Source organism: Mucilaginibacter sp., from assembly GCF_028288225.1.
Classification (GTDB): Bacteria; Bacteroidota; Bacteroidia; order Sphingobacteriales; family Sphingobacteriaceae; genus Mucilaginibacter.
Genome location: NZ_JAQBOC010000063.1, coordinates 1 through 10,128 on the forward strand (window position 1 = coordinate 1; position 10,128 = coordinate 10,128).

Consider the following 10,128-nt stretch of genomic DNA (forward strand, 5'->3'; position numbering starts at 1 on the left):
CTGCAAAGAACCGGTTGGAAATTGTTGCTGTTTGTTCTTTTATCCGGATGGCTGGGCTTTTTCTTTAAATCATCTTTTATCTGGATCTATGCTGCGGGGCTTTGCTGCTTGTGGGTGCGTTTATCACAAGGCCGCGCAGGTATTGTTGAATGGATAAAAAGAGGATTGTGGATTGGGATACCTGCAGTGCTGTCGCTGGTAAGTATTTATATATTTTTCCTGTCCAAAGGTCAGAGCCCCGCCTCGGTTTCCAAAGGGTTTAGGCTAACAGCTGAAACTTTTAGCTTCCCGCTTGCTGCACCAATCCTTTCCGGGTTTTCAATGGATGATCTCTTCCATGGCTTGCTTTATAATTTTGGCAGGCCTATGTTTAGTTATGGAGTGTCAGTAACAATCATCATTGTTTTGGCAATATTGAGCTTGTTATTGATTTTTAACCTGATTCGTAATTCCCCCAATAATAATTATAAGCTGTTTATAATTGTCTTCTACTTGGGTGCATTGCTGTTTTTTGGAATTGCTTATCTAAAGCAACTTAACATCTCCTATGAAGCCAGGCACTTCCGGATAATTGGCCTGTTAATAGTTCCGGGGATGATCTATTTGGTGAGCGGGTTAAAACGGATCTGTCAATTGCTCTTTACTGTTGCATGCCTGTGCATGGCTTTTTTTAGTTTCAGTTATTTAATAAAGGGATACTGGATCAATAAAAATGTAGGCGCAAAAGGTGTTTCGGGTATCTCACAGATCAACATTGATCAGCCGGCATTGAATGCAGTTATGAAACTCGACAGGGAAAACAAGAATGCTATTTTTGTATTTATCGCTAACGATATCGGACAGGAGATCCTGCATAACCGGGTTATAAACTTATCACCTGTAAGTGATGATTTGAAAATAGATATGGATGACTACCGGTATGAGGGTTTTGCAGGGCCGCTTTATATAATATTGCCCGAAAGCTATAACGGGCCTAAAGAGAAAATGATCCTAAAATCGTTTCCGGGATATGCCGGGTTTAACTTATCGATGTTGAGCGATAATTATGTATTGTATTCTGCTAATATGAAGAGGTAGTGGTTGTTGTAAACATTAGAGATGTTGAATTACAAGATGTTATCACTTTAACAATTGCACCTGAGCCGAACTGATCGTTATAGACCCTCTTATAGCCAAGTTTGTCTTGACTGCAGGAAACCATCGTTCAAAGACATAAGAAACAGCAGCAATGGTAAATATTAAGAACGGCTTCGAAACAATTAACAACCACAGCGGAAAGTTATGAATGCCGCGCATCCAGGATTGCCCGGCATTATTGCCGGCAAATAATTGATGCCCTATCTATATACTATAAACCAGAACCCAGATAGGCGACAAAAAAGCAAAACTGTTCTTCAATGGCAGCGGCCATAAGTGCGCTGTGTAATACGACCCTCCTGCCGGCAAATTTTTAAGAAACAAAGCTGCTCCAATAAAAAACGCAGCATAAGGTCGTAGTCAGCTGCCGTGCCATATCCGGGACTATAGAGGCCAACTGCCTCAAACAACCATTGCCTGCAGTATGCCGGATGGGGCGGCATCCGGCCAAAATTAAAGCTCATCAGGCTAAAGGCGCCTGCCTGCCATTTTCGAATGCCGCCCTCTTTTATCTGCAAAGTCAAGGTCGCCATAAACACTGTCCGCCCCGGAATTCTTAAATCCATTCGCAATAACACGCAAAATGCTGCTGCCAGCGGAGACATCGCCAGCATGCAGTAGGCCGCCCCCGTTGCCTGTAGTCAGCTTACCCTCCCCCAATACCCTTAAATTTAAACCCTGTTTCATGTTTCACTTCCGCGATAACAAAATGGCTGGTAAAATTTGCTATCCCAGGCAGATTGGATATTTTTTTCATCAGTACATTACGATACTCCTCCATATCGTTAATGGATATCCGGAGCAGAAAATCAAAATCGCCTGTAATGTGATAGCATTCCATCACTTCCTCTAATTTAATTACTTCGGTCATAAAGGAGCTAAGGCTGACTTCTGTGTGTTTTTCAAGATTCACTTTAACGAAACCGGTCAGGTTTCGCCCGATCTTTTTTTTGTCTATAATTGCTTTATAGCATTTAATAAACCCTTCCTCATTTAGTTTCCTGATACGGACATTAACTGCGGTCGCAGATTTGTTAACCGCGTGCGCAATTGCTTTATGGGAAATCCATGCATCTTGCTGCAACAGGTCAAGGATGCGATAATCGGTTTGGTCTAGTTTGTTGTTGATCATAGGAAAATGATTTCGCTATCGATTTTGATGTAGTGGCTTACCGTCCGGTTGTAAAATTTGTGGTCATCTATTTAATTACCGGACGAAAGTAGGGAGAATCGCTCAAAATACCATTTGTCACAAAAATAACCATGATTTATGAACGTAAAATCCAAAAAAAATGCCATTAGCAGTAGCGAAAAGAACTAAAACGCTATATAAATATCCGGTAAAACGGTTTTTAAAACAACAGGTAATGCCGCCAACGGTTTTTTTTTCTAAAGTATGATTTATGGCTGGCAGTGTTCTGATAAATCCCAACATTTGCCACATCGAAAGGCACAAAGACGGAACATTTAAAGGTCATATTTAAAACACATGGTAAATAACACCAGCATTACAGCGGAGAAGGGGCAACCGTACCCGGACCAGGATGTTAACCAAATAAGCCAAAACGGATGGCCGGTCGAAGGACTTGAAAAGCGTGAACTAAAGGAACGGCTGCCCGCAAGAAGAAAAAAGTTCACCTATTTTATCGGAATAGATGTGTCCAAAGACAAGCTTGATTACGCTGTGTTTTGCCGGAAAGACCTCTTGTTTCATCAGGTAGCAGCAAATGAGCCGGATGCTATTTTAGAATTTGTCAATGAGCTGAAAGGGATAAAAAGTTTCAGTATCAAAAAGGCGTTATTTTGTATGGAAGCCACCGGGATCTACTGCAATCACCTGTTAACGATCTTAGATCGCTTACAGGCAAACATAGCGATGGAAAACCCCTATCATATCAGCAGGTCCTTCGGTCTGGTTAGAGAAAAAACTGATAAATCGGATGCGATCAGGATTGCTGATTACGCCCAAAAAAATGGTGAAGATTTAAAACTATGGGTTGCCCGGCGACCTGTGCTGCAGCACTTAAAAAACCTGTCGACGCTGAGGGCGCGGCTGCTAACCGCCTTCAACGCTTTAAGTACGCCATTGGGCGAACAAAAGAGATTTGCTAAAAAAGACATTCAAACGCAAGCCGTTGAGATGTCTGCGGGTAGCATAAAAGCGATTAAGTCAGACTTATCAGGTGTTAACAAAGCGATCGAAAAGTTAATCAGGGATGACGACCGTTTGAAACGGCTCAATCAATTGATCACCTCGGTGCCCGGCGTCGGCATGATAACTGCCATACAAATAATACTTGCGACAAACGAGTTCAACAGTATTAACAACCCTAAAAAATTTGCCTGTTATGCGGGTGTCGCACCGTTTAAAAAAGAATCCGGGACAGGCAGGCACCGACACAGGGTTTCACAAATGGCCAATAAAAAAATCAAAACGCTGTTGCATATGTGTGCGATCGCGGCTATTATCCGCCATGAAGAGTTTACGTCGTATTATGCAAGAAGAACCAAGGACAATGGCAAACCCAAAATGGCGGTTATTAACGCGATCAAAAATAAATTGATATTGCGGATTTTTGCCTGCGTAAATCAAAACCGGGTGTACCGTAAAAATTATCAAAATCAAAATGATACAAATGCAGGCGGATCTCATTTCGTTCCCTGTTTGGAGCGTTGTGATTAAATAGTGGTAACTAAGTACGATCAGCGATTAACTTATTTTGCGTGATGTTACTTGTCCAAATCAAGGAAGACCAGGCTTACATCAAAAAAATAACTTAAAAGAAATAACAGCAAGTGGATCATTCGCAAATTGAAGTTTGAAGACTTAGTACATAAAGCGATTGCTTGCTGTTTGTTTTACACCGGGAAGATAAAAATGAATACAAAACAACTGGCCTTAATGGCGCTTATCGTAGCTATCTTTACGCTTTTATTGCGCTAAGATACCTCGCATTGATGTAATAAAACAGCAAGTGATTAAAAAGATGGTGAAGGTTTGCGACCTAAAGCAAAAATTGAACCTTGCTGTTTTATTAACTTGTACTGTGGATAATGCCGCTCCAAACATGCTGATCAACCTACTTTGTTTCGCCTTCTTTTCCCCGTTTTGTCGTAATTAATATTGCGCTGATATACCTCGTATTGATGGCATAGAACAGCAAGTGATTAAAATAGTGAGGAAGGTTTGCGACCTATTCATGAAATTGAACCTTGCTGTTCTATTAACTTGTAGGGTAAATAATACCGTTCCAAACAAGCTGATCATGCGGCTTTTTTTCACTTTTTTTCCCCGTTTTGCCGTCATTAAATGGCGCCAACGGGAGCCCGCGATCCGTAAATTGCAGCAGCACCGGCAGCTGTCAACACCGTAATACTTTTCGTGGCAGGCATACGGTGCCCTTTACCAACCTGTCAAACCCAAGGCTTAATCCAGTGCCCTGGTTTTCCAGCTGCCCGGCTCACCTGCCGGCCAGTCGGTTCACCTCCATTCCACGCGCTTCGCGCACGTCCCTGCGGTTCACCCGCTTGCCGGCAGATGGCAACAGCCCGTGATTTGGCGGGCCGCCGCACAGGCAAAAAAAGGCCCGCCCGCGCTTCGCCGGGGCAGCCTTTTTCTACGCGCACCGCCAAATCACGGGCAGTTGCGTTTAATTTACACGATGAATATTTCTTCCCTCCGGTAAATGATATGGACCTGCTCATCTGCGGTGATGTGGTAGCCGAAATCAAAGCAAAATTTATAAAGCTTACCATCGTCACCCTTGAGTTCACTGGTGAAATATTTGAGGTTGAAACCATGACCGAGCAGATCGCGGAGGGTCAGCAGGGTACCATCGTGCTGGCCGATATTGTATAGGATGCTCCAGTTATCCAGGAGGACACCGTAGACTTTTTTGATGGCGGGCATTTCCACCCTATCGAAATAACTGGTTTCATCATCCGGTGCGGGCTCTTTACGCCTGCGGTTGTTATAGGCCGTGCGGCAGACATCATTACAGAATTTCCGGTCGCCACGCCCGGCGCCAAGCGGTTCGCCGCATTCGAGGCAGGTCTTGATCGGTTTTTCCAGGTTGGTTTCGGCCATCGTCCAGTGGTTCAGTGAATAATCAATTTGATTGAAACGGATATAATCGTTTATACAACAGTAAAAAATTAAAATTGATTGCTGTTAACCGGAGCTTTGTCCTGTTATCAATGTTAAAAATTTATGGAAGCTGTAAAGACCAACTATCCCAGCCTGGCCAGTGAAACATTCAGTCACGGGAAGAAGCATTATTTTATTGATGTGAAAAAAGCGAAGAACGATACGCATTTCCTGCTCATTACCTCCAGCGAACAATATGATGAAGATAAATTTCAACGGAACACGGTGCAGGTCTGGGAAGAAGACCTGGCATTTTTCGTGGAAGCCTTATCGATGATCCTGGGACAGTTGGCGCATGGTGAGCTTTCGCCGCCGGATGTTAAAATGGAACTGGTAAAAGACCCGAAGGGTATGAAGGCGATCTCGGAATATGACCGGCCGCGGGAAAAGCTGCATACACTGGGTGCGGGTACGTTGAGCAATGCTGAATTGCTCGCGATCCTGTTGTGTACGGGTTCGTCCGAATTATCGGTGCTTGATCTTTGCAGGCGGATCATGAAATCGGTGAAGAACGAACCGGCGCGGCTGCTGAGCCGGACGGCGGATGATTTCTGCCGGTTCCCCGGTATTGGCGCAGCCAAGGCGGCTACCTTACTGGCTGCCTTGGAACTGGGGCGGCGTACTTTTTCTGCGGCGCAGTAGTTCTCCGAGGCTGCCCCGCGCGCTGCCGGGTAATAAAAACTTAAGTTTTAGCATATGGAAAGTTTGCATTAACCCTTCGGTCCAAAGACGACATCAGTACTTACCGGGCCGGAAACCACCTGATGCGCTATGAGCGGGAAATTCTGGCAGAAATTATTAAAGTTATTGAAACGGGCGATGCGGAGCGGCTGGCCTGGTTTGCTGGTTTCGGCGATGGCTTTCGCCAGATCCTGAGAAATGTCAATGAGCACCGGAGGGCATTGGAATTTGGGTTTACAGCGGTCGCTTCTAATCAGTATGGCTGGTTTGCCGCACCGAAATTCCTGGACTATAAAGAAATCAAGTTGGAACAAAGCAGTATCCGTTTGGGCCGGGGGCTCAATCTTGTCTGGGCTTATGCGTTAAGCTGCAACTATGGTACCGCCGGAAGCAGCGGCCCGCTGTGTGTATTTGCAAAAAATACCCGGGCCGGGAAGCGGGTTTACCCGCAGCTTTGGCTGAAATAAAAACCGACATGAGCAGTAAGACCGGTAACAGCGCTGCCACAAATTACCAGCAGGACGTGCTGGTCAAAACCCTGAAAGCAATTGCTCGATTTGGAAATCGGCAAGGTGCAGCTGACTTTATTTTAACTGCACGGCTTTTATTAAAGATAAGGCCAGACCTTATTTTCAGCGATTTATTACCGGCATGAGCCGGCAAATTAAAAAAACGGTCGGGCCGGTTAACTGATTTTTCTAAAGCGGACCGGTATTACCCGGTCCTTTTTTTGCTTGTTTGCCTCACTTACCTGCAAGGCCCCTGAGCTTTTCGCTTAACTCTGTCAGGCTTGCTTTTTGCAGGCACTCGCCGGCAATCGTCCTGAGTTCCTCCACGATGTCTTTCGGGATCACATCGATCAGCCCGGGCAGTCCGTCAGTGCCCTGGCTGCTGAGGCCGTGCTCCAGTACACTGCCCAGCATTAATATTGTTTTCCGGCTGATCTTCAGATCAACTTTTACGGCTTCATTCATCCCTGGGCTACATAACAGCGTTTCGTAGACCGTTCCCAACACATCTTTTGCCATACATCAAAATTTTAAAAGTTAATAATGGGGCTAATTTAGTTTGGATGTCTCAAATGATCCTCATTAAAATATAGCGGGGATCGCCGGGTGTAAATTGTCCTTCCTACCTTCGGGTTCTGAATGTGAATTGGAGGTACTTTACAACAAGCAAAAAATCAATGTATAAAGCCAATAAGCATTGAATTAGCATTAGGTGATGGAGATCAGTTTTAGTAGAAACTAATGGACGATTGAATAAACATTTTAATAAAGTATTCATAAAAAAGGCTTACGAATTTCCACTTCGTCAGCTTTTTGCTTTTTAAACCGATCCATGGCCTCAGGGCCCTGGTCATTCCTTTTAATATTATTATTGAATATTTAGTACGTTATATTTATAAATTAAATCGGGCAAACTCCGCAACTTTCGGGTCGGATTGCGTTTGGCAGCGCTGTACTTTTGTTATGTACAAATAAGGAAAAACAAAATGAAAGACCAGGAAATAACAAATTATAGCCGCATTGAAGATGCAATAGGCTATATAAGAGACAACTTTAAAAACCAGCCAACACTTGATGAAATTGCCGAAAAGGTTCATTTAAGCCCTTTCCATTTTCAACGTATTTTTACTGACTGGGCCGGAGTAAGTCCCAAAAAGTTTCTACAATACATCAGTCTTGATCATGCTAAAAAAATGCTGTCAAGCCAGGCTACATTATTTGATACAGCTTTTGATACCGGCCTGTCAGGCACCAGCCGCCTGCACGATCTGTTTGTTAATATAGAGGGAATGACACCCGGCGAATATAAAAATGGCGGCGAAAATTTATCCATAAATTACAGTTATGCCGAAAGCCCGTTCGGGAACATTATGGTTGCATCAACCGAAAAAGGGATCTGCCATATAGCTTTTGCAGGCAGCGAAGCCGAAGGATTGATAGCCTTGAAAAAAGCTTTCCCGAATGCAACTTACAAACCTATGGTTGACCTGATCCAGCAAAATGCGCTGTATATTTTCAAACACGACTGGAGCAAGCTTGACGAAATTAAGCTGCACCTAAAGGGTACTGATTTCCAGATAAAGGTTTGGGAAACGCTGCTAAAGATCCCCGTGGGTAAACTATCTACCTATGGCAACATTGCCAATCAGCTTCAACAGCCAACAGCTTCAAGAGCGGTAGGCAGTGCAGTGGGTGATAACCCGGTTGCATTTTTGATTCCCTGCCACAGGGTGATCCAATCAAGCGGCCAATTCGGGCAATACCATTGGGGCAGCAACCGTAAAACGGCAATGATTGGCTGGGAGGCGGCACAGGCAGAAACACTTAATTGAATTCGCCTCACCCCAACCCCTCTCCAAATGAGAGGGGCTAAAAATCAAATAAATTATACAAGCGCGAAGCTAAAGTCATCTCTTTTGGAGAGTATTTAGGTGAGGCTATAAAAAAAACAAATGAACAACATAAATAAAAGGATCGAAGCTATAAACTGGCCATCAGTTACTGAAGCCATGAATTCCAATGGCTATGCCGTTATACCCGGCCTAATCTCTTCGGATGAATGCAATGCGCTTATTCAAAATTATGGAGAAGCAGGCAGCTATCGTAAAACCGTGGTAATGGAAAGGTACCGCTTTGGCTTGGGTGAGTATAAATATTTCTCATATCCGTTGCCGCTAATCATACAAGAATTAAGGCAGCGGGTATATCCCAAACTTGCACCCATTGCAAATAACTGGATGAGAGTGCTGAACATTCCGACTACATTCCCGGATACGTTTGCCGGGCTGCAGCAGCTTTGCCATGATAATAAGCAAGATAAGCCAACCGCCCTAATTTTAAAATATGGCCCGGGTGGCTTCAACACCCTGCACCAGGACTTGTATGGCGACATTTACTTCCCAATGCAGCTGGTTATGTTTTTGAATGAGCCGGATGAGGATTATACCGGCGGCGAGTTTGTGCTTACAGAACAGATCCCAAGAGCACAATCAAAAGCAATAGTTTTAAAACCACGCAAAGGCGATGTGCTACTTTTTACTACCAATTTCCGCCCTGTAAAAGGCACAAAAGGCTATTACCGGGTAAATATGAAACACGGAGTAAGCGCGCTGCATAGCGGTGAGCGTTATACGCTTGGCATTATTTTTCATGATGCCTTAAGTTAATGATAAAACATTCGGATCTAAGCGACCAGGATCTAAAAAAGCTGATCAGACATAAGGAGATAATGCTGGGTGGCAATCGCACCGCTGAATTTTAAAAAATGAAAAAATGGATCTGTTTAACAATAACGATATTGAGAACTTGCTACCCTATGACGGCACTGTAAATTATTATGGCAAAATTTTAAAGCTGGACCCGGCGTTGAACTATTGTGCTATTTTAATGGAAACTATAGCATGGAAAAATGATGAGGCTGTTATTTTTGGAAAGCACATTATAACCAAACGTAAAGCCGCCTGGTACGGCGATGGTGAATATTTTTACACCTACTCAGGCACTACCAAAAAAGCCCTGGCGTGGACACCTGAACTGGTTGCCCTGAAACAACTTGTTGAAGAGATAACCGGCGTTACTTTTAACTCTTGCCTGTTAAATTTATATCATAATGGCAATGAGGGCATGGCATGGCACAGTGATGATGAGTCATCCCTCGGAAAAAACACCACCATTGCATCGCTTAGTTTTGGCGCCGAAAGGAAATTCAGCTTAAAGCACAAAACCACTAAACGGACGGTTTCAACTATACTCGAAAACGGCAGTCTGCTGGTTATGAAGGATGCTACCCAAACCAACTGGCTGCACAGTTTACCAAAAGCAAAAAGAGTAAACCGGCTGCGTATCAATCTTACTTTCCGCACAATGATCGCTTAATAAACAGGATTAATTTTGGGTTTAATTACAGTAATTCCCATCACCTAACACGGCGCAATTCGAATTGTCGCCAATAGTTATAACTCAATCGTTAACCATTTGCTTAGATTATTGAAACCTCGAAGAATTTGGCTAAAGCCCTATTTTGATCGCCCATTATCCGTTGGCTGAAGTGGCTGTTGCACGACTATGAGTTGTTGATTTATTTAAGTTAAGCCTAATCCAATTACTTCGATTACATTGAATTTGTATAATTGATTTTTAGTCGAAAAGATCAGC

At 43.7% G+C, this 10,128-nt stretch carries 13 protein-coding genes; 8 read left to right on the forward strand and 5 right to left on the reverse strand.

Going from position 1 to position 10,128, the window contains the following annotated elements; genetic code table 11:
* Nucleotides 1–1,077, forward strand: a 1,077-nt coding sequence (locus tag JWQ54_RS19695; RefSeq protein WP_299588356.1) for a hypothetical protein, incomplete at its 5' end; no start/stop codon positions are given.
* 317 nt (nt 1,078–1,394) lie between these two features.
* On the opposite strand, the gene JWQ54_RS19700 is transcribed toward JWQ54_RS19695, so the two are convergent.
* Together JWQ54_RS19700 and JWQ54_RS19705 are read right to left on the reverse strand one after the other, a co-directional pair.
* Nucleotides 1,395–1,703 carry a hypothetical protein gene (locus JWQ54_RS19700; RefSeq protein WP_299588358.1) on the reverse strand — a complete coding sequence of 103 codons (309 nt, stop codon included), beginning with the start codon at nt 1,701–1,703 and terminating at the stop codon, nt 1,395–1,397.
* An 80-nt stretch (nt 1,704–1,783) separates the two neighbouring features.
* Complete coding sequence (locus tag JWQ54_RS19705) at nt 1,784–2,269, reverse strand: Lrp/AsnC family transcriptional regulator (protein WP_299588360.1); 486 nt, start codon at nt 2,267–2,269, stop codon at nt 1,784–1,786.
* Between the two features lie 357 nt (nt 2,270–2,626).
* Between JWQ54_RS19705 and JWQ54_RS19710 the strand changes: the two genes are divergently transcribed.
* Nucleotides 2,627–3,820: an IS110 family transposase gene (locus tag JWQ54_RS19710; protein ID WP_299588362.1), complete on the forward strand. Its 1,194-nt coding sequence runs from the start codon at nt 2,627–2,629 to the stop codon at nt 3,818–3,820.
* Nucleotides 3,821–4,551: 731 nt separating this feature from the next.
* Here the strand turns inward: JWQ54_RS19710 and JWQ54_RS19715 are convergent.
* Nucleotides 4,552–4,842, reverse strand: coding sequence for a hypothetical protein (locus JWQ54_RS19715; protein WP_299588364.1), 291 nt, complete (start codon nt 4,840–4,842; stop codon nt 4,552–4,554).
* Nucleotides 4,793–5,224 (reverse strand): hypothetical protein, encoded by a 432-nt coding sequence (locus JWQ54_RS19720; RefSeq protein ID WP_299588366.1) that lies wholly within the window; start codon nt 5,222–5,224, stop codon nt 4,793–4,795. The genes JWQ54_RS19715 and JWQ54_RS19720 overlap by 50 nt, the downstream gene beginning before the upstream one ends.
* A gap of 123 nt (nt 5,225–5,347) precedes the next feature.
* On the opposite strand from JWQ54_RS19720, the gene JWQ54_RS19725 reads away from it, so the two are divergent.
* The 3 genes from JWQ54_RS19725 (at nt 5,348) to JWQ54_RS19735 (ending at nt 6,620) form a co-directional block, all read left to right on the forward strand.
* Nucleotides 5,348–5,926, forward strand: coding sequence for a UPF0758 domain-containing protein (locus tag JWQ54_RS19725; RefSeq protein ID WP_299588369.1), 579 nt, complete (start codon nt 5,348–5,350; stop codon nt 5,924–5,926).
* Nucleotides 5,927–6,048: 122 nt separating this feature from the next.
* Entirely contained in the window at nt 6,049–6,432 is a 384-nt protein-coding gene (locus JWQ54_RS19730) for a hypothetical protein (protein WP_299588370.1), read from the forward strand.
* Complete coding sequence (locus JWQ54_RS19735; RefSeq protein WP_299588373.1) at nt 6,420–6,620, forward strand: hypothetical protein; 201 nt, start codon at nt 6,420–6,422, stop codon at nt 6,618–6,620. Before JWQ54_RS19730 ends, JWQ54_RS19735 begins: the two co-directional genes overlap by 13 nt.
* 88 nt (nt 6,621–6,708) lie before the next feature.
* On the opposite strand, the gene JWQ54_RS19740 is transcribed toward JWQ54_RS19735, so the two are convergent.
* Nucleotides 6,709–6,939: a hypothetical protein gene (locus tag JWQ54_RS19740; protein ID WP_299588376.1), complete on the reverse strand. Its 231-nt coding sequence runs from the start codon at nt 6,937–6,939 to the stop codon at nt 6,709–6,711.
* Between the two features lie 521 nt (nt 6,940–7,460).
* Here JWQ54_RS19740 and JWQ54_RS19745 point away from each other — a divergent pair.
* From JWQ54_RS19745 to JWQ54_RS19755, 3 genes are all read left to right on the forward strand, one after another.
* Nucleotides 7,461–8,306 (forward strand): methylated-DNA--[protein]-cysteine S-methyltransferase, encoded by an 846-nt coding sequence (locus JWQ54_RS19745; protein WP_299588378.1) that lies wholly within the window; start codon nt 7,461–7,463, stop codon nt 8,304–8,306.
* Nucleotides 8,307–8,426: 120 nt separating this feature from the next.
* Complete coding sequence (locus JWQ54_RS19750; protein WP_299588380.1) at nt 8,427–9,140, forward strand: 2OG-Fe(II) oxygenase; 714 nt, start codon at nt 8,427–8,429, stop codon at nt 9,138–9,140.
* 106 nt (nt 9,141–9,246) lie between these two features.
* The gene (locus JWQ54_RS19755; RefSeq protein WP_299588382.1) at nt 9,247–9,849 is read left to right on the forward strand and encodes an alpha-ketoglutarate-dependent dioxygenase AlkB; all 603 of its coding nucleotides are present in this window, start codon (nt 9,247–9,249) and stop codon (nt 9,847–9,849) included.
* Nucleotides 9,850–10,128 lie beyond the last annotated feature (279 nt).

What these genes read in the sequence shown, in the direction of transcription:
- JWQ54_RS19700 (WP_299588358.1), bottom strand. Translation starts at nt 1,703, where the DNA reads ATGGATTTAAGAATTCCGGGGCGGACAGTGTTTATGGCGACCTTGACT.
- JWQ54_RS19705 (WP_299588360.1), bottom strand. Translation starts at nt 2,269, where the DNA reads ATGATCAACAACAAACTAGACCAAACCGATTATCGCATCCTTGACCTG.
- JWQ54_RS19710 (WP_299588362.1), top strand. Translation starts at nt 2,627, where the DNA reads ATGGTAAATAACACCAGCATTACAGCGGAGAAGGGGCAACCGTACCCG.
- JWQ54_RS19715 (WP_299588364.1), bottom strand. Translation starts at nt 4,842, where the DNA reads ATGAGCAGGTCCATATCATTTACCGGAGGGAAGAAATATTCATCGTGT.
- JWQ54_RS19720 (WP_299588366.1), bottom strand. Translation starts at nt 5,224, where the DNA reads ATGGCCGAAACCAACCTGGAAAAACCGATCAAGACCTGCCTCGAATGC.
- JWQ54_RS19725 (WP_299588369.1), top strand. Translation starts at nt 5,348, where the DNA reads ATGGAAGCTGTAAAGACCAACTATCCCAGCCTGGCCAGTGAAACATTC.
- JWQ54_RS19730 (WP_299588370.1), top strand. Translation starts at nt 6,049, where the DNA reads ATGCGCTATGAGCGGGAAATTCTGGCAGAAATTATTAAAGTTATTGAA.
- JWQ54_RS19740 (WP_299588376.1), bottom strand. Translation starts at nt 6,939, where the DNA reads ATGAATGAAGCCGTAAAAGTTGATCTGAAGATCAGCCGGAAAACAATA.
- JWQ54_RS19745 (WP_299588378.1), top strand. Translation starts at nt 7,461, where the DNA reads ATGAAAGACCAGGAAATAACAAATTATAGCCGCATTGAAGATGCAATA.
- JWQ54_RS19750 (WP_299588380.1), top strand. Translation starts at nt 8,427, where the DNA reads ATGAACAACATAAATAAAAGGATCGAAGCTATAAACTGGCCATCAGTT.
- JWQ54_RS19755 (WP_299588382.1), top strand. Translation starts at nt 9,247, where the DNA reads ATGGATCTGTTTAACAATAACGATATTGAGAACTTGCTACCCTATGAC.